General features: G+C 33.2%; 20 protein-coding genes. 2 read left to right on the top strand and 18 right to left on the bottom strand.

Going from position 1 to position 17,811, the window contains the following annotated elements; translation table 11 throughout:
• Window positions 1-6: 6 nt before the first annotated feature.
• The 10 genes from COJ46_RS18600 to COJ46_RS18645 all read right to left on the bottom strand — a co-directional run bounded on the left by COJ46_RS18600 (window position 7) and on the right by COJ46_RS18645 (window position 9,587).
• On the bottom strand, window positions 7-2,109 hold the full coding sequence (locus COJ46_RS18600) for an HD family phosphohydrolase (RefSeq protein ID WP_098566187.1): 2,103 nt from the start codon (window positions 2,107-2,109) through the stop codon (window positions 7-9).
• Between the two features lie 73 nt (window positions 2,110-2,182).
• The gene (locus COJ46_RS18605; protein ID WP_097974242.1) at window positions 2,183-3,145 is read right to left on the bottom strand and encodes a PhoH family protein; all 963 of its coding nucleotides are present in this window, start codon (window positions 3,143-3,145) and stop codon (window positions 2,183-2,185) included.
• Between the two features lie 3 nt (window positions 3,146-3,148).
• On the bottom strand, window positions 3,149-4,336 hold the full coding sequence (gene yqfD / locus COJ46_RS18610) for a sporulation protein YqfD (protein ID WP_098566188.1): 1,188 nt from the start codon (window positions 4,334-4,336) through the stop codon (window positions 3,149-3,151).
• A gap of 49 nt (window positions 4,337-4,385) precedes the next feature.
• Window positions 4,386-4,634 (bottom strand): sporulation protein YqfC, encoded by a 249-nt coding sequence (gene yqfC / locus COJ46_RS18615; protein ID WP_088011443.1) that lies wholly within the window; start codon window positions 4,632-4,634, stop codon window positions 4,386-4,388.
• A gap of 328 nt (window positions 4,635-4,962) precedes the next feature.
• Complete coding sequence (locus tag COJ46_RS18620) at window positions 4,963-5,427, bottom strand: hypothetical protein (RefSeq protein WP_098566189.1); 465 nt, start codon at window positions 5,425-5,427, stop codon at window positions 4,963-4,965.
• Window positions 5,428-5,789: 362 nt separating this feature from the next.
• Window positions 5,790-6,239: a GatB/YqeY domain-containing protein gene (locus COJ46_RS18625; RefSeq protein WP_069034181.1), complete on the bottom strand. Its 450-nt coding sequence runs from the start codon at window positions 6,237-6,239 to the stop codon at window positions 5,790-5,792.
• 14 nt (window positions 6,240-6,253) lie between these two features.
• Complete coding sequence (gene rpsU / locus COJ46_RS18630; RefSeq protein WP_003152957.1) at window positions 6,254-6,427, bottom strand: 30S ribosomal protein S21; 174 nt, start codon at window positions 6,425-6,427, stop codon at window positions 6,254-6,256.
• A 155-nt stretch (window positions 6,428-6,582) separates the two neighbouring features.
• Window positions 6,583-7,254 carry a deoxyribose-phosphate aldolase gene (gene deoC, locus COJ46_RS18635; RefSeq protein ID WP_097974237.1) on the bottom strand — a complete coding sequence of 224 codons (672 nt, stop codon included), beginning with the start codon at window positions 7,252-7,254 and terminating at the stop codon, window positions 6,583-6,585.
• Between the two features lie 154 nt (window positions 7,255-7,408).
• Window positions 7,409-8,626: an MFS transporter gene (locus tag COJ46_RS18640; RefSeq protein WP_097974235.1), complete on the bottom strand. Its 1,218-nt coding sequence runs from the start codon at window positions 8,624-8,626 to the stop codon at window positions 7,409-7,411.
• 349 nt (window positions 8,627-8,975) lie between these two features.
• Window positions 8,976-9,587 carry a sterol desaturase family protein gene (locus tag COJ46_RS18645; protein ID WP_097974233.1) on the bottom strand — a complete coding sequence of 204 codons (612 nt, stop codon included), beginning with the start codon at window positions 9,585-9,587 and terminating at the stop codon, window positions 8,976-8,978.
• A 172-nt stretch (window positions 9,588-9,759) separates the two neighbouring features.
• Between COJ46_RS18645 and COJ46_RS18650 the strand changes: the two genes are divergently transcribed.
• Window positions 9,760-10,071, top strand: a complete 312-nt coding sequence (locus COJ46_RS18650) for a hypothetical protein (RefSeq protein WP_097974231.1) — start codon at window positions 9,760-9,762, stop codon at window positions 10,069-10,071.
• 30 nt (window positions 10,072-10,101) lie between these two features.
• Here COJ46_RS18650 and COJ46_RS18655 read toward each other — a convergent pair whose 3' ends face one another.
• The 3 genes from COJ46_RS18655 to COJ46_RS18665 all read right to left on the bottom strand — a co-directional run bounded on the left by COJ46_RS18655 (window position 10,102) and on the right by COJ46_RS18665 (window position 12,635).
• Window positions 10,102-10,569: an RDD family protein gene (locus tag COJ46_RS18655; RefSeq protein ID WP_176522454.1), complete on the bottom strand. Its 468-nt coding sequence runs from the start codon at window positions 10,567-10,569 to the stop codon at window positions 10,102-10,104.
• A gap of 144 nt (window positions 10,570-10,713) precedes the next feature.
• Window positions 10,714-11,427, bottom strand: coding sequence for a WxL domain-containing protein (locus COJ46_RS18660; RefSeq protein WP_097974227.1), 714 nt, complete (start codon window positions 11,425-11,427; stop codon window positions 10,714-10,716).
• Window positions 11,428-11,795: 368 nt separating this feature from the next.
• Entirely contained in the window at window positions 11,796-12,635 is an 840-nt protein-coding gene (locus COJ46_RS18665) for an SAM hydrolase/SAM-dependent halogenase family protein (protein ID WP_097974225.1), read from the bottom strand.
• A gap of 689 nt (window positions 12,636-13,324) precedes the next feature.
• On the opposite strand from COJ46_RS18665, the gene COJ46_RS18670 reads away from it, so the two are divergent.
• Entirely contained in the window at window positions 13,325-13,759 is a 435-nt protein-coding gene (locus COJ46_RS18670) for a hypothetical protein (protein WP_097974224.1), read from the top strand.
• 110 nt (window positions 13,760-13,869) lie between these two features.
• Here the strand turns inward: COJ46_RS18670 and COJ46_RS18675 are convergent, their stop codons facing one another.
• From COJ46_RS18675 to COJ46_RS18695, 5 genes are read right to left on the bottom strand one after another with little or no spacing between them, the layout of a single operon-like run.
• Window positions 13,870-14,049, bottom strand: coding sequence for a tudor domain-containing protein (locus tag COJ46_RS18675; RefSeq protein ID WP_025568179.1), 180 nt, complete (start codon window positions 14,047-14,049; stop codon window positions 13,870-13,872).
• 5 nt (window positions 14,050-14,054) lie between these two features.
• A complete protein-coding gene (locus tag COJ46_RS18680; RefSeq protein ID WP_025568180.1) occupies window positions 14,055-14,351 on the bottom strand; it encodes a ferredoxin family protein in 297 nt (98 codons plus the stop codon).
• Window positions 14,352-15,647, bottom strand: coding sequence for an FAD-dependent oxidoreductase (locus COJ46_RS18685; protein WP_025568181.1), 1,296 nt, complete (start codon window positions 15,645-15,647; stop codon window positions 14,352-14,354).
• Window positions 15,631-16,671, bottom strand: coding sequence for an electron transfer flavoprotein subunit alpha/FixB family protein (locus COJ46_RS18690; protein ID WP_098428894.1), 1,041 nt, complete (start codon window positions 16,669-16,671; stop codon window positions 15,631-15,633). Before COJ46_RS18690 ends, COJ46_RS18685 begins: the two co-directional genes overlap by 17 nt.
• The gene (locus COJ46_RS18695; RefSeq protein ID WP_025568183.1) at window positions 16,672-17,499 is read right to left on the bottom strand and encodes an electron transfer flavoprotein subunit beta/FixA family protein; all 828 of its coding nucleotides are present in this window, start codon (window positions 17,497-17,499) and stop codon (window positions 16,672-16,674) included.
• Window positions 17,500-17,811 lie beyond the last annotated feature (312 nt).

Here is a 17,811-nt window from a genome sequence, read left to right on the forward strand (position 1 = left end):
CTCACCTTATCTTTCATCTGGATACTGTATTCTCGAATGGAAAGTTCCTTTTAAAGTCTCACACAATGATTTCTCAACAATATGTAATTCTTTTAAATTTAATTCACACATTGCAAACTGACCATCATTCAAACGATCATGCATAATGGAAGAAACTAATACCTCGATTTTTTCCATATCAGGGTCCATTAACGAACGAACTGCTGCTTCAACACTATCAGCAATTCCTACAATAGCAGATTCCTTTGAATGAGCTTTTGGACCTGGATATCTAAAATCAATTTCTTTAACATCAGGATTCGTCTCTTTTTCCTTATAATAAAAATACTTTAATAAAGTTGTACCATGATGCTCCGCTGCAATATCAATAATATCTTTTGGCAAATTATATTTTTTTAGTATTTTTACCCCATCACTTACATGTCTTAAAATGATATCTTTACTTTGAATTGGTTTAATTCGATCATGAGGATTATGACCACCCATTTGATTTTCTATAAAGAATCCTGGATTATTCGTTTTACCAATATCATGATAATAAGCTCCTACTCTAGCTAACAAACCATTTGCACCGATTGCTTCACAAGCACCTTCAGCTAAATTTGCAACCATTATACTGTGATGGTATGTACCCGGAGCCTCTAATAATATTTTTCTTAATAAAGGATGATTTGGACTACCTAACTCAACAAGTTTAAATGAGGACACCATTCCAAACGAATCTTCTACAAAAGGTAAAATCCCCATCGTAATAACACTTGATAAAACTCCAGAAGTAAGTCCCATTAATAAATAAATCCCAATTTCTACTGATGAATATTGACCATTCCGAATTAAGATTAAAGAAAACAGGGTTGCAATATTAACAAGCGAAATTAAAAATCCCGCATGGAGAATCATTGAACGCTTATTTTTAACCTCATTTAAAAATAAAACGGTGATCGAACTAAATAAAATATAGATTCCAGTCGAGTAATTAATTGCGCCATTTACATCTTCATTAAACATTAAACTACCGCAAATAGAGAAAATAATCGACGATACCATTAAATATCGATTGCCTAATAAAAACTTTATCAATAAAGTCCCAATCGCAACTGGAGCTACATATACAAGGCCAGAAAACTCAACTTTTTGAAACAAGCTTACAATTTTCAAAATTAAGATTGTAAAAATTACAATGCTATAGTATGTAACGATGTATATATTCCCTTTTTCTTTTAAACTTGCCGTTTGCTTCAATACGAAGTACGCCAATACTCCAATTAATAAAATTAATCCAATATACGGTTGAATCGATTGTTTGTTTTTTATTAAACCAACTAATTTTAACTGATCATATTTTTCCTTTGTAATTGTCTCTCCGGCTTTAACTAAGACTTGTCCTTGTAAAATATAGACACTATCTACACTTTCACTTTCTAGACGTCTTCTTTCTTTTGTCGCTTCGACATCATAAAAGTAGTTTGGAACAATAGCAAAATCGCCTATAGCGATCATCGCATCTTTTAGTGAAGGATTAATACTTACATATGATAATTCAGTTCTTAACTTTCCTCGAGATTCTTCGATTTGATTCGCTGTAATTTCCTCAGACATCACATTATTAATCGCAGTATTTAACGAAGCTTTAGAAATATTTAGCTGTTCTTCAGACGATTTTATTAATGCACTAAATACACTATCTTCTAAGCTTTTACGAATATCGTCAGGCAGTTTTTTCTTAACATCACTTGTTTCTTTATCAATTAATGCTTGTCCTGTAGGATTATCACTATTGGCATTTTTATTTTTCACTTCTGTTACAATATCAAAAATTGAATTTACTATGTCAATACGTTTTTGTGTATAACTTTCCTCGTACTTATATACATCCTCAACTCTTGATTCAGCCTCAAGTCGTTTTTTAGCCGTAGCTCCTTTGTCCTCAATCGTGATAGGTGAATAAATATTATCATCAGCAATTGATAATAGCTGAATGTCGTATTTTACCGGTCTAACATGACTAACTAAAAGAAGAAAACTTAATAAGCTGAATGCAATAGTACATAGTAATATGACAAGAGTTTGATTCTTAAAACGCTGAATTAAAGCTTGCAAACTATTCATTGTTTCCCCTTTCTAGAAATGCACCTCATCATAAAAATACGAAATGACCCTATCAATGTAGGGTCACTACGAATCATTCTTTTGCTAAATCATAAGCTTGAATAATCTTTTGTACTAGTGGGTGACGAACTACGTCAGTTTGTTCTAAGATTGTCATACCAATCCCCTCAACACCTTTAAGTGTATTTTGAGCTGATATTAAACCAGACTTTACTCCTTTAGGTAAATCAATTTGTGAAGGGTCACCTGTTATAACCATTTTAGAGCCAAATCCTAAACGGGTCAAAAACATCTTCATTTGAGCCATTGTCGTATTTTGAGCTTCATCCAAAATGACAAAGGCATCTTCTAAAGTACGTCCCCTCATGTATGCTAAAGGTGCAATTTCAATCGTTCCTCTTTCAATTAAACGTACAGTATGCTCTTGTCCTAAAACATCATGTAGAGCATCGTATAATGGTCTTAAATATGGGTCAACCTTTTCCTTTAAATCTCCTGGTAAAAATCCTAAACTTTCTCCAGCTTCCACAGCAGGTCTTGTTAAAATAATTTTACTTACTTTATTATTTTTTAATGCTTGAACAGCCATGACAACTGCAAGATATGTTTTACCTGTACCAGCAGGTCCAATTCCAAATACTAAATCATTTGATTGAATTGCACGAAGATAATGTCTTTGTCCAAAAGTTTTAACTCGAATTGGTTTTCCTTTTGAATTCTTAATAATTTCTTCGTCATACAACCTAGCAAATGATGACAGCCTTCCTTCTTTAGCCATCTGAATTGAGTACGTAACATCCCTCGATGTAATACTCACTCCATTTCGAATAACCTCTAAAAGAGCTTGAATGATTTGCTCAACAGTTTTCACATCTTCATTCGTACCTGAAACTTGTACAGATTGACCACGTGACACAATCTTAACATCAAGCAAATTTTCAATTATTTCTAGATGCTTATCGTTTGTACCAAATAAGGCAATTGCTTCGTTTGGATCCTCTAGTTGTTGATTAATCGTTAGTAGTTGTTCTGGCATTACTCAGTCCCCTTGAACAATAGTTTTCGTTTTTGTGATATCTTCTAAAACTTTATAATACATTCTTAAATTAACTTTACCATTGTCTATTGACTCGTGCAAAACTTTTTCTTGTAAAATCTTGGCATCTGGACTTAACTTTTTCATTAATTCCTTCTTACCAATTTGTTTTCCAAGTTGAGCAGCCTGCACTTTAGAGTATGTTCTTACATATTTTTCACTTTCTAGAGTTGTTTTTTTACTAAAAAAGATCGGTAATTTCCATTTTAAAAATTTAAATTGATACGAACTACTTTCATCTTCAAAAGACTTATATTTATTCTTATCAAAACCCCAAAATTTTATTTGATTTTCCTTAGTTCCAATATAATAACTAGTTTTTCTCTCTCCTGTAAGAACCGTAAACGGAGTATCTAAAGGAACACTAATAATTTCCTCTCTCCAAACTTCCCCCATGATTTTGCCAACTGCTGGGACTAAAATAGGATGTTCTTCCGTTCCGATTATTCCAGATACTAATATTTGACCTTTTTTCACAAAGTCATTCTTTACTACAAGAGGTTTCCCTTTTTCAACAAACATACTTGAAATAACAGCTTCTTCACTTGCAATAATATGACGTGGACTTAACGCCTTCTCAGGCTTAGGAATATGCTTTTCTACTACTTCAAAATGAAAGGTAGTCCCATTTAATTGTACACCGATCCAGGTTAATGTTGGATTATCATCTTGTAGCTTTTTCTGGATTGTTTGCATTCTAGGTAAAGTAAATTGAGATGCGCCTGTCTTAACACCCATCGCAGTTAAATCTTTCCGAAGTTTATATTCCACTTCAGGTGAAGCACCCTTTATATCAATTCGCCAAACCATATTTGAAAGTAAAAATAATACAACTAAAAAACCAACTACCCCTACAACAAATCCAAAATACTTCCATGCTCGTCTAACTTCAAAAGGCAGCCCCTTCCTGCCAATAAAATAAACCTTATACTCTTTTTTCCGAGGAATATTCTTGATTCGTTTATAATCTTTCAACTCAATTGTAAACGTAATCGAATTTGTTCCACTTTTCTTTACATCACGAAGTGGAATCCCCTTTCGCATACAATCATTTAAAAAACGTTCTGGTCCAAGCCCAATTACTTTTACTTGAACCATCCCCGTAAGATTTGAAGTCCATTGGTTTTTCATCCTAAATCCCCCATGTTCATTAGACTGATCATGGTGTAAGTTCTAGATGCTATTCATTAATAAAATACACATGCTCAATTTCGCCTTCCAACAAAATCTCCTCAGGCAACATCGTCTTCAAAACAAAATCTTTTCCCTTAATCAACAACTGCCCCTGCTTCATTAACAAACGCAATTCATTATCCGAATACACAAGTAACCCTCTATGGTTTTCAATATAAATATGTAGTTGACCTAACATTGTAATACGTGGCAATTCCAATAGTACATCTGGTGGTAAGTCCATCTTACTTGACATCCAGGTTTTTAAATTATGGGCTAATCTTTTCAAGATAGACTCCTCCCCCTTTCATATCATATTTATGATGAATTTTGTGAAGGTATGATATAAAAAGAAAATGGTAAAGGAAATTTAAGATGAATATTTAGATTTCAAAAAGTGGGTTTATTGATTTAGTTTATGGGGATGAAGTTGGGTTTTATAGGAACTAGCGTCTGTGTAGTGCGGAAAATCAATCAAATTATTTAGGAGTCGAATGTCTTTCCCAAGAGCCCTCTTATAGTTTTATGACAAAGAAAAAAACCGAGAACTAATAACTATTCTCGGTTTAAATTTATTTACGTTTTTACATTCTTCTTTGGAATGAAACATCTTGATAAACATCTTGTTTTCCTTGTGAAGTAGCAACCCACCATAGAACCCCTTGTGTGAGAAAGAACAGACTCCACATGACTACAAGACCAATTGAAGTTATATCACTATTCCCATCACCATAAATCCCTTTGACTGTAACATAGGTGATGAGTGCACTCACAATCAAACCTACCAACCTAATTGGTAACGGCCTTTTAGCCATAGTTGTATCTATTTGTGGTGAATCATTTGTTTCTGTTATAAGTGGTTTTTTAATTGATCTAGCATAGTCATGAACCCCTTGCTCGATCTCATCTTGTAATCGTTCTTCGTCACCTATTGCCATCTCTTTCGTAATATAGATTAATGTAAATGCGAATGGTACGACAATTATTAACCAACCTAAAGCAAATGCTATTCCCCCAAGATCATTGTGTAAGTCCCCGAACGGTGTCATTATTCATCTCTCCTTTACCAGTAGGTGTTAATCATATGCATTGTTTATCTGTATTCATCATACCGAATAACATCATTTCTTTATGTGATATAAATCACACAATTAGATAAATATTGACTAAAATATTAATAATTTTTTCCATTGACTCTTTTGATTGGAGTTTTCTCTAGACTGAATTTATTGGACTGAAGCATCATTTTGAAGGAGTTAATTGCAGTTTTGATTTTTTTATTTGCAGTTTAGGAAATTTTATTTGCACTTCCGAAGGTTTTAATTGCAGTTCGTGATTTTTATTTGCACTTCCGAAGATTTTAATTGCAGTAACTAAAAAAACAAAAAAATAAACGTCTATAAATAGACGTTTATTTTAACAGACTTGCTACAGCTTTATTCACAGAAGAGCCATCAGCTTGTCCTTTTACTTTAGGCATAACTGCACTCATTACTTTCCCCATGTCAGCTTTTGATGTAGCACCGACTTCTGAAATTGTAACACGTACAATTTCAAGAAGTTCCTCTTCAGATAATTGTTGAGGCAAGTATTCTTTTAGAATCAGTAACTCTTGCTTTAATTTATCCACAAGGTCTTGACGACCAGCTTTTTCGAATTCCAGGAGGGAGTCTTTACGTTGTTTCACTTCACGAGTTAAAATTGTTAACTCTTGATCAGCTGACAATGTCACATTATTCCCTAAGCTAATTACTTCATTTTGTAATGACGCTTTCACCATTCGAATAACTGCTAACTTGTCTTTGTTTTTTTCCTTCATCGCTTGTTTCATATCTGAATTCAAACGTTCGAGAAGACTCATAGTAACACCCTCTCTTAGAATTTACGTTTTCTCGCTGCCTCTGATTTTTTCTTACGTTTTACACTTGGCTTTTCATAAAATTCGCGTTTTCTTGCTTCTTGTAGCGTACCAGTTTTAGAAACTGAACGTTTAAAACGACGAAGAGCATCTTCTAAAGATTCGTTTTTACGAACGACTGTTTTAGACATCTTACTTTTCCCTCCCTCCAAGCTACCAATCAATAAAACACTGCAAAAAAGAACACTTTTCCACATGTCTTTTACGATTATAATACATAAACTATTGATAGGTCAACAGGTAAATGTCAAGTTTGAAACTTAACAGCCTTTGCCATTAAAAGGAATCAATAGCCTTCTGTTGCTACGTTTCCTTGGACAATCGTGATTCCATTACTTGTACCAATTCGAGTTGCTCCGGCTTTAACCATTTCATTTACACTTGCTATATCACGTACTCCGCCAGAAGCTTTAACTCCAATATCAGGTCCAACTGTTTTTCTCATTAGTGCTACATCCTCAACAGTTGCACCACCAGTTGAAAATCCTGTGGATGTTTTAACGAAATCTGCTCCAGCTTTTACAGAAAGCTTTGAAGCCATTTCTTTTTCTTCATTCGTTAAAAGACTTGTTTCAATAATTACTTTTACTAATGCTTTACCTTTTGCTACATTAACAACCGCTGCTATATCTTGTTCAACAGTGTCATAGTCCTTATCCTTTAAAGCTCCGATATTGATTACCATATCGACTTCCCCTGCACCATTTTCAATGGCATTCTTCGTTTCAAACTCTTTCGTTTCTTTTGTATTCGCACCTAAAGGAAATCCAATTACAGTACAAACTAATACTTCAGAGCCTTTTAACAAACTTGCACAATGACTCACCCAAGTTGGATTCACACAAACTGATGCAAAATTATGTTCTTTTGCTTCTTGACATAATTTTTCAATTTGAGATTTAGTTGTTTCAGGTTTTAAAACTGTATGATCAATCAATTTATTGATATTAGTTGTCATTTTGTAGTGCTCCTAACTTATGTTTATTTCAAAATTTCTCTTTTAATAGACACTGAAATATCAGCATTTATTATTATTTGTTTTTTAATTTTAATTATGTGAAACCTAAGCTTAAAATTTAAAAACTCAGCCAAAAAAATTCAAAGCATCAATTTTATATAGATGCATTTGAATTTTTTTCGACTGTTTTATGATTATCTTTTACTTTAAGCATCATGAAAAATGAAATTGTAATAAAGAAGCAACCATACAAGAACATAAACTTGAATCCAATTAAATCCATAATTGCACCTAATAATGGTGGTGATATAATATTGGCAATCGATGAAAATAAATAATATAAACCTGTATATGTTCCAATAAAACCAATCGGTGCCATCTCGGCTAAGAAAGGATAAGAATTAATATTTACTAATGCCCATAAACATCCCATAATCAAAAAGACTAATCGAATGAAAAATAAATCTTTTAAGAAAAATAAAATAATAAATCCTATGATAATTCCAAATATACCAATTAATATGCTGCGTTTCTTACCAATTTTTGTTCCAATAAACCCGGCAGGAATGGCAAAAATTAAAAATGCTAGTGATATGAAAGCAAATGAAAACGCTGCTGCACTAACTTTTACTCCTAAATAAACTTCCCCATAACGTGTAAAAAAGGTTTCAATTCCATTAAATCCCGTGAACCAACTCAGAATTGCTAATAATAGAAATAATGCACTTTTATTCTGAATAGCTGAACGAAAACCTTCTCTTAACTTTACCTTTTCTTCAGCCTGCTCATAATTTAGAACATCTCTTTTTTCTCTAATAAAGAAAAAAAGAATTAGAAAGCTAAATAACATTAAAAATCCAGCCAAGTAAAAAGGAAATCCTTTATTTGAATCCCACAATATTGAACCAATAAAGAATGCAATTAAAGCACCAATTCCACCCATAAAATTAATGACACTGTTCGCCTTGCTTCTTTGTTCAACTCTTGTTAAATCAGGCATAAGTGCTATTACTGGAGAACGGAAAATACTCATACTTAAATTCATAAACACAATAAAAAAGATCAACATAAAAAGTGTTTTATGCACTGGAATTAAAAAGGTAAATAATGCTGCAAGTGGCATACCGACTATTAAAAATGGCATTCTTCTTCCAAATCGTGTATCTAAACGATCACTATACATTCCAACGGCAGGTTGTAAAAATAATGCAAAATAATTATCAAACGTCATAATAAATCCGATTAAAGCAGATGACTTTAAATAATCGCTTAAAAGCTTTGGCATAAAAGCATTATAGACTGACCAAGTAAGACTGATTGCAAAAAATCCAAATCCTAAAAGCATAATTTTTTTGTAATTTAGTTTAGCCATTCGAATTTCTCTCTTCTTATCTGTCTAAAAACATTTTCTAAATGAGTTCGATTCAATGACACAATCATCCCCCCTCATTCACAGTATAGTAAGCACAACAATCAAATATTTACCCTTTTTTCAATTTTAATAAAATATTAATTTATTAGAAAAAGTTTATAAAATGGACTGTTTTCATAAAAAAAGGAGCTTTAAACCTACAAAAATACCTAGCGTAAACACTAGGCATTTTCTTTGATCATTTTAATGATATAAAACGTACAACCGGTAATAATACCGTAGCACCCACCAATTAAAAAAGATAATAAGTAAATCATTATTCCTCCAAAATATCTCTTTTACTTGCATTTTACATTCTTTCTTCTAAGGCTTTCGCAGTATTACTTGTAACTACTTCCTTCTCATCCTTCAATGTACCAAAAATCCCATCAAAAATAGGTGTCGATACGCCATACCAAAAGTTTTCATTTTTAAAATGATGCAGGATATGTAGCTTCTTAATCTGTCGCCCTACTTTCGTTAATGGTTTAATTGGCCTATGAGCTACATAATGCTTCCATTCGTACACTAGTAACATAAAAACTAAGCCAGAACCAAATGCGATCGCTTGAATTAGATCTTTCGATATCAAAAAATATATGATACAAAGTGAGCCTAAATTCGGAATGCTATACCATATCGGTAAAAATAATAATTTCAAATCATCTGGATACGTATGATGATCATAATGAATTCTTTTCATAAATTTAAGTAATAGTTTATTTTTTGGTGCTTTTAAATGAAAAATGAAACGATGAGTTACATACTCACTAAACATAAAAAAGATTAATCCTATAATGAAAATTAAGACAGTAAGCCATGATAAATGTAATCCTACACTATAAATAATTCCAACTAAAAAAAGTACTCCCATTACAATAATATCGAAATGAAGAAAAAAGTCTCGATATAGTCCCTTCATAAATTCCCCCCTCATCTATACATAAATTATCTTAATATCAAATTTATATTTCAATATTATTTATGAAATTCCTTTTTATGTTCTACTCAAGCTTATTATTAATTTTGAATAAAGCACTGGTCGGTGAGGATAATAAAAAGGATAACCAAAAATACGTAAAAGGGAGATCTATATGGAAAAAAGGAGATATTATGTATCCGTTCAAGCAAAAACAATTGTTCCAAACCAAGGGGACGCACCTTATGAGCTAGAAATCGATGCTACGATCGATGAAAAACATAGACTCGAAAGAATTTTCCATCAGATTGACAGCTATGATGAAGCAGCAGGTATTCAAACTGCTTTCATCATTCCAATCACAAATTGGAGCCAAGAAAACAATGATGGATATGACTATTTTTTAAAACAAGCCTATGCGTTGATTTATGAATTAGGTACTGAAGAAACACGTGCTCATATAAGCCAAATGAAAATTTTAAAATAAAAAGAAAGCTCCATGAGCTTTCTTTTTATTTTAAACATCAATTACTTTTGTTTTTGCAATTAAATCATGTAGAGTTCTTCGTTCAGAAGAAAAAATGAAAAACGGATCAACAAATGCAACAAAACCTACAACTAATGATAAATATGGTATTTTTATGTATCCAAAAAGGAAAAAAATTTCTCTTATAATCATCGTCTTTAAATTTACTTCTTGATCATCGTTCTTAACGATTGCAATATTTAACCAACGCTTTCCTATTGTTTGCCCTTTCCAAACAAATGTAGGGATCAAAATAAAAAATATAATGACACTAATAATGGATAGTAGAGAGGATCCAATATCAAATTCGTCTACTCTATTAGGATTAAAAAATGTTGAAAACTTTGTCATTCCAGTAATAATCGATATGACAAAAATAAAAAGAAAACTTATAAATCCATCAACCAATATTGCTAATAACCTACTTGATCTACTTGCTAATTTAGAATACGATTCCAATAAAATCTCCACCTTTAGTTTCTAAGATGTCCTTAACGACAGATTAAATTATACAGAATTTTTAATTAGAAAAATATAAAAAGCCTAACAGAAATTACCTATCAGGCGAATAAATATTGATTAAGCTTTTTTATGTAGATTCAATTATACACCTGGAGCATCGACTAGTGTCCAAGTAACAATTGCTTCATGATTACCTACTGTTGCTGAACCACCAGGAATTTTTAATGTAACATTATTATTTACTGCACCATCATTAACATCAGGATTTGGACCTAACCATCTTGTTAACCAAGTACCAAGTCCCGTACCAGGTTCAGCAGTAACAACTGAAGATTCAGTTAATCCATCTGTATTTAGAGTAATCGTTTGAGCAGGCGTTGGGCCAGTTCCACTACCTGGTGTTACAACTGAACCATTTTTAAAAGTAAGAACCGCTCCGGGTAGTGATTCTTTTATACCGTCTGTAAACTTACTAGCTTTCGCTGTCACTTTCCACCCTGCACCAGTACCTCGGCGGTCAGAAACTTGGATAAAAGGCTTTTTAGATGTAGAAGAATAAACTTTATCACTAGTTGAAACTTCATTCGAACCAAATTGAACTGAAGAAACAAAGTCTAAAGTTAAAGCACCTGTCTCACCAGTAGGAGGATCTGTTGGATCAGTAGGACCAATTGGCTCTAACGGAGTTGATGGATCAGTTGGATCTACAGGTGTTACTGGACCAGAACCTTCTGTAAAATTAATAACTGCTTTTGAATTTGCTTGAGACGTAACAGCTGCAAATGATGTATTTGCCGCTCCTACAAGTGTTGAAAAACTTACTACTCCAATCGCTACAATCTTAGAAACTTTCATTCAATCAAAACCCCTTACAAAAAATTCTTCATATAAAGATGCTTTCAAAAAAGGACTAAACATCTATCTAGAAGTTACAGCCAATTATAGTAAAGGAAAATAGAATTGTCTGTGAATAACTTGTGAAAGTGTTCACTAAAATTTTACTTTTAATATTACAAATCCCCTAAATATAAGGAATTTAATAGAGTCAAAAATGAATATTTTGTGAAGTAATTCACTTATTTTTATTAGTTTTAATTCGAAATTTCTAACTTCCCGATTAAAATCCACTAAAAAAAAGGAAGCCTACTTAAAAATAAGTAAACTTCCGAGTTAAAATTATATTGAAAAATTACTGAAATTTGGGAATAAGGAAAGATATTTCCCTACTTACTTTTAAGTGTTATTTCCCATTCTATACCTGTATCAATTCCGTATTCATCAGTAAACGATCCTTGATTTACAGCAACTGCCATTTGATCTAGACTGTTTGCATATAAGATTGGTTCTCCAATGGCTACATCAGCAAATGATTTTCCATATTTTACGGCTTCTTTGTATACTTTTCTTCCTTGGTGAGTAATTACTACTTCGGCAAAGTCCCCATGAGAAACGCCTTGTTTGAGAAAATCTGATCGACCAATATTCGTCCAAATACTACCATAGCGAACATCAAGTATATCAATTGTTCCTGTTATCGAATTGTTTTCACTATGACATTCTTTAATTGGTAATTTTATGTATGAATCTGAATCTACTTCTGGACCAATATTTTCGAAATCGATTATTCCAGAAGCTAATCTTGCACCTGTAAAAGCAAAAATATCTCTCCCATGAAAAGTATAGGATTCACTTGAATTTGGTAGTCTATTAATTTCTTCGTCAATGACTCTTAATTGGTTGATTCCATATATTTTGCCAACATGTGTTAATGTTCCGTTATCAGGTGTTATAATGAAGTGATTCGTATTTGTGCGAGCCACTATACTTCTACGATCCGATCCTACACCTGGGTCTACAACTGAAACAAATACTGTTCCAACTGGCCAGTAATTCATTGTTTGTACAAGTCGGTAAGAAGCTTCCCAAATATTGTATTGAGGTATATCATGGGTCAAGTCGTAAATCTTTATATCTTGATTTACACTACAAGAAACACCATACATAGCGCTAACTGCTCCATCTAGTAATCCAAAATCTGACTGAAACACTAATGCATTTCCCATCTAAACACCCCTAGTTGTTTGAATATTTAAAATTAAATATAAATTCAATCTATTATTTAGTCAATGATATTATTCTTATTTTATTGAATGAATTTAATTATAGCTTTGATTTTTTTTATTATTACGTTGGAATTGTATAGTTTTGGTAAATTCTAATTCTTTTAACCTTAATGTCTGTTTCGACTTCAAAATAAAAAAGATATAGTTTTTAGAGACTATATCAATTAATTAGCATTTGAAAGTATATAATTTTGAAATGCTGGCATTATTACCTTTAGTGTCCCCTAGGTTTATGTAAAAATGTATTCTAAATTAAATAACTTAGATACAAATTGGGGGAACTTTTTCATTTAAGTGGACATGTGATAAGGAAAATTTTCTTTTATATTAATAGAAATCTTCCTATTAAATGTTAGAGTGGACGAACTGTACGAATGTCTTGAAGATAAGATCATATAATGGATGCCATATAGGTTCTGCATTGTATATCCCCCTCCATTTTTTAACTCCCATACAATAACAACTAAAGCACTAAAAAAAGAATTGGCTATATATAGGAAAATAGCACCCACTATTTCATCCGATGGAATTTCCCTATACTTTAGTAACACTCCAATTAACTTTAAAAAGGGAAATTAGTCCTCTATAACGAATAGTTATTATGTGGAAAAATATAGGGAGGCTGACTATTGTACACTTTTATTGAATTTTTATGTCTTATAGGAATCCTATTCTTTATTATTAAGGGGATTATCTCTTTCTTTAAAATGAACGGAAAATCTTTAAAGAATTTTATTATTGCTGGAGCCTTATTTTTTTTATTTATTTTTACCTCTATTGCAGATCCTTCAAATGAAGTAGAACATAAAGAAGCAACAGAAAAAGACAAAAGTATTAAGCCAACCAAAGTAATTTATAAAACTGAACACTCTAAACTAGATACTGTTCAAAAAGAAAAAACAAAAATATCTAAACCTAAAAACAGTGAGAACCTAATTAAATCCTGTAAGAATAGAGTAGGATGTAAAACGAAATCTGATAAAGCACCTATCCAAGAACCGAAAAAAGTAAAAATAGAAAAAGGAACATATAGAATTGTTTTTATGGTATACGGGTTGATGTAGAAGTATATAGCTTTTGACGTGCTTTAATATGTAATTGGGGGCTATATGGAAGGTTGTTTTACCTCTCATATAGCCCCCATTTTTATATCGATTCTTTTAAAAAAGGTGAATTATTTTGGAGTGAAGAGTTGAATTAATTCTGCGCAACTAATTTTCCTTAGTAGATCGAAACTTGCCCAACTACAAACACGATCCTCCCAAGCTACTAAGCAATGATTATCTTTAGTTTCCATAACCGTTCCCACAGCACCATCTAAGCTAAACATAACATAGTTGCCTATCGAGAACATTCCCATCACCCCAATCTAAATATAATTCCGTGCCCACCTTTCGGATATTCCCATTTAATATTTTGATGAGGACAGCCTATTCTACAGCTTCCACATTCATGACACCCCTCGTATCCAACATGCATTCGAATATTTTCCCATTTATAAACTTCAGCTGGACAAAATATCGTACAGATTTTATCAGGACATTTTGTCATACAAATATCGGAATCTAGTACAGTTAAGTGCGATTTTGTATCAGCATTAAAACGAACGAGATACTGCTTTTCTTCGATTGTACTTTCTTTTTTTGTCTCACTCATTTATTTCATCACCTTCCATGCTTTGTATACATCTTTCGCAAGCTTAAGTTTAGCCTTTGCTCCTCCTATATTACTCATAATATTCTTTTGTTTTTCCCATTTAGATTTACCATCTACTGTAAACATTTGGCTGGCAGATTTATTTAATAGTGGAATATATTGCTCGAAATATTGAGGGAATTTTTCAAAATGATGTGTTGCATCTTTATATTTTTTCAAATCCTGTCCTACGAAGCTATTTAGTAATTTATCAGCGTACGGTTTTAAAGCAACATCAGAGTAGTTATCAATCGCTTTTGCTTCGATAATGGTCTCTGCTGCTAATCTTCCAGATGTCATTGCCATATTTGATCCTTCACGGTGAATTGCGTTTACTAATTGTGCTGCATCACCAATTACTAATACTCCGTTTCCTACCAATTTAGGAATTGATTTGTACCCACCTTCTGGAATTAAATGAGCAAGGTATTCTTGTGGTTCGCTTCCTTGAATATACGGTCTAATCATCGGATGATTCTTAACGTATTCTAGTAAATCATAAGGTTTCAATTTGTTTTCAATCATTCCTGATAATAATGTACCGACCCCAATACTAAGAGAATCTTTATTTGTATATAAAAATCCTGTGCCAACTATGCCTTTTGTCGCATCTCCAAATAGCTCGATTGCTACACCTTGGTTACCTTCAAGACCGAATCGATCTTGAATTATTTTACTATCTAGCTTTAAAATTTCCATTGTAGCTAAAGCAACTTCATCTGGTCGCCATTCTTTATGGAAACCTAAAGATTTTCCTAAAAGTGAATTTACGCCATCAGCAAGTACTACCACATCGGCATATAAATCACCATCTGGTCGATCCGTTCTTACCCCAACTACCATATCGTTTTCAACAATACACTCGAGAACAACAGTTTCATTGATTAATAATGCACCTTGTTCTACTGCTTTTTGAGCAAACCATTGATCAAACTTTGAGCGAAGAACCGTAAAATTATTATAAGGTTCTTCAGCAAATTCAAGACCTTTATATCCAAAGGTTGTAGCTGATTGTTTATCAAGCATCATAACTCGTTGCTCTACAATCACACGTTCAATTGGTGCATCCTTCCAAAATTCAGGTATAACGTCCTCCATCATTTTACGATACAATACGCCACCCATAACATTTTTTGAACCAGGATATTCTCCTCTTTCAATAAGGACAACATTAACACCATTTTTTGCGAGTTCGTATGCACATGAAATTCCTGCTGGGCCTGCTCCAACGACAATTACATCAAATTTTTCCGGCATGATCGTGATTTTCCTCCTTTAAAGAAAAACTTTCTTGGAATTGGTTAATCAGCATTGGTACAATTTCAAATGCGTCTCCTACGATGCCGTAATGACAAGATTGAAAAATTGCCGCATTCGGATCTTTATTGATTGCAATAATGAGACCTGAATTTTGCATCCCAACAATATGTTGTATTGCGCCAGATATCCCAATTGCAAAATAAATTTTTGGTGTAACCGTTAAGCCAGTCTGACCAACTTGATGATGATGTTCAACCCAGCCAGCTTCAACTACATCACGACTTGCTCCAACAGCCGCTCCAATCGATTCTGCAAACATATGAATCAACTGAAATCCGTCTTTACTACCTAATCCTTTACCACCAGCGACGATAATATCTGCTTCGTCAATGCGAACTTTCTTAGTTGTTGCACGTACAATCTCTAATACTTTTGTACGAATATCTTCTTCTTTTAAATCAATTTCCTCTTCGATTACAACACCCTCAGCACCGGGAATCGGAGCGAGCGCTTTCATTACCTTCGGACGAACTGTAGCCATTTGAGGTCTATATTTCTTACAAAGAATAGTTGCCATTATATTTCCACCAAATGCAGGACGACTAGCTAATAATAGTCCTGTATCTTCTTCAACATCTAATACAGTTGTATCAGCTGTTAAACCTGTAGGTAAGTCAGTTGCAACTGCACTTGCTAAATCCTTCCCTTTAGAAGTTGCACCATACAATAAGATTTCAGGCTTATATTTGTTACAACATTCAAGTACTGCTTTCATATAGGACTCAGTACGATAATCTTTAAAAATTGGATCATCATATACATAAACGATGTCAGCACCGTATTCAAATAACGTAGGGGCTAATGATTTCACATTTTCACCAATTAATAATCCTGCTAATTCACAACCACGTTTTTCTGCTAATTCTTTACCAGCACCAAGCAATTCAAGTGACACAGGTGCTATGACTTTATCGTTTTCTTCAATAAACACCCAAATACCTTTGTACTCTGAGAAATCCATTTATACCCCTCCTTTCACTTCAAATAACTCTTTCTTCTCATTTAAAATCTTCATCAGTTCATTTACTTTTTCTAGTGAAGTTCCTTCAAAAACCGTTCCACCTTTAGCCTTCGGTGGAGCCCATACTTTCGATACAATTGTTGGTGAACCTTTTAGACCTAATTGTTTAATATCAATATCTTCTAAATCCTTCACGGCCCAGATGGTCGGGTTATACCTTGCAGCCTTTATCATATTTGTAAGTGATGAATAAGGAACTTCATTGATTTCCTTCTCAACTGCAAATAAACAAGGTAAACTCGTTTTAATCACTTCATGGCCATCTTCTATTTTTCGATGAACAATTGCATAACCTTCATCTTTATTAATTTCTTGAACCTTCTTAACTGATGTTAACGGGGGTATATCTAAACGACGTGCAATACCTGGTCCAACTTGTCCAGTATCACCGTCAATTGTCATCTTTCCACAAATGATTAAATCAATCGCTTGAATTTGTCCTATTTTCTCAATCGCCTTTGTCAAAGCATAACTTGTCGCTAAAGTATCTGCCCCAGCAAATGCACGGTCTGAAATCATATACCCTTCATCTGCACCGATTTCTATACATTTTCTGATAGCTTTTACAGCAGGTGGTGGCCCCATGGTAATAACCGAAACTGTTCCACCATATTTATTCTTAATTCGAACAGCTTCCTCAACAGCATGAGCATCATACGGATTTAATATTGCTGGAGCACTTGCTCGGTCCATCGTATTCGTTTTAGGATTCATCTTAATGATCTTCGTATCAGGCACTTGTTTTATACAAACCACAATATGTAACACTTTTTCACTCTCCCTTTTTCTTCCCGTCTCCCATAGTTAGTAAATGTACATGTTGTTCAAATATATTATTTTTATTGAAGAAATATGATAGAAAGCAACTAAAAAATAGAAACGAAAAAAAGAGACATTCACAACATTGTAGTTGAAAATGTCTCTTTAGGCTGCCCACCAAACGCTCGCTTTCTTCGTTGCTTCGCCTGTTGAGCGGTGCTCATTACCGTCTAAGGTAACTCCGCTCCTCACCAGGATTCGCGCCTCGAAAGACAAACGCTTGCAATCAGTCTGAAACTCAAGTTTTTGTAATTTGTCTAC

Source organism: Bacillus sp. AFS077874, from assembly GCF_002566505.1.
Lineage (GTDB): Bacteria > Bacillota > Bacilli > Bacillales > Bacillaceae_G > Gottfriedia.

What these genes read in the sequence shown, in the direction of transcription:
- COJ46_RS18600 (WP_098566187.1), bottom strand. Translation starts at nt 2,109, where the DNA reads ATGAATAGTTTGCAAGCTTTAATTCAGCGTTTTAAGAATCAAACTCTT.
- COJ46_RS18605 (WP_097974242.1), bottom strand. Translation starts at nt 3,145, where the DNA reads ATGCCAGAACAACTACTAACGATTAATCAACAACTAGAGGATCCAAAC.
- yqfD (WP_098566188.1), bottom strand. Translation starts at nt 4,336, where the DNA reads ATGAAAAACCAATGGACTTCAAATCTTACGGGGATGGTTCAAGTAAAA.
- yqfC (WP_088011443.1), bottom strand. Translation starts at nt 4,634, where the DNA reads ATGTCAAGTAAGATGGACTTACCACCAGATGTACTATTGGAATTGCCA.
- COJ46_RS18620 (WP_098566189.1), bottom strand. Translation starts at nt 5,427, where the DNA reads ATGACACCGTTCGGGGACTTACACAATGATCTTGGGGGAATAGCATTT.
- COJ46_RS18625 (WP_069034181.1), bottom strand. Translation starts at nt 6,239, where the DNA reads ATGAGTCTTCTCGAACGTTTGAATTCAGATATGAAACAAGCGATGAAG.
- rpsU (WP_003152957.1), bottom strand. Translation starts at nt 6,427, where the DNA reads ATGTCTAAAACAGTCGTTCGTAAAAACGAATCTTTAGAAGATGCTCTT.
- deoC (WP_097974237.1), bottom strand. Translation starts at nt 7,254, where the DNA reads ATGACAACTAATATCAATAAATTGATTGATCATACAGTTTTAAAACCT.
- COJ46_RS18640 (WP_097974235.1), bottom strand. Translation starts at nt 8,626, where the DNA reads ATGGCTAAACTAAATTACAAAAAAATTATGCTTTTAGGATTTGGATTT.
- COJ46_RS18645 (WP_097974233.1), bottom strand. Translation starts at nt 9,587, where the DNA reads ATGAAGGGACTATATCGAGACTTTTTTCTTCATTTCGATATTATTGTA.
- COJ46_RS18650 (WP_097974231.1), top strand. Translation starts at nt 9,760, where the DNA reads ATGGAAAAAAGGAGATATTATGTATCCGTTCAAGCAAAAACAATTGTT.
- COJ46_RS18660 (WP_097974227.1), bottom strand. Translation starts at nt 11,427, where the DNA reads ATGAAAGTTTCTAAGATTGTAGCGATTGGAGTAGTAAGTTTTTCAACA.
- COJ46_RS18665 (WP_097974225.1), bottom strand. Translation starts at nt 12,635, where the DNA reads ATGGGAAATGCATTAGTGTTTCAGTCAGATTTTGGATTACTAGATGGA.
- COJ46_RS18675 (WP_025568179.1), bottom strand. Translation starts at nt 14,049, where the DNA reads ATGTTCTCGATAGGCAACTATGTTATGTTTAGCTTAGATGGTGCTGTG.
- COJ46_RS18680 (WP_025568180.1), bottom strand. Translation starts at nt 14,351, where the DNA reads ATGAGTGAGACAAAAAAAGAAAGTACAATCGAAGAAAAGCAGTATCTC.
- COJ46_RS18685 (WP_025568181.1), bottom strand. Translation starts at nt 15,647, where the DNA reads ATGCCGGAAAAATTTGATGTAATTGTCGTTGGAGCAGGCCCAGCAGGA.
- COJ46_RS18690 (WP_098428894.1), bottom strand. Translation starts at nt 16,671, where the DNA reads ATGGATTTCTCAGAGTACAAAGGTATTTGGGTGTTTATTGAAGAAAAC.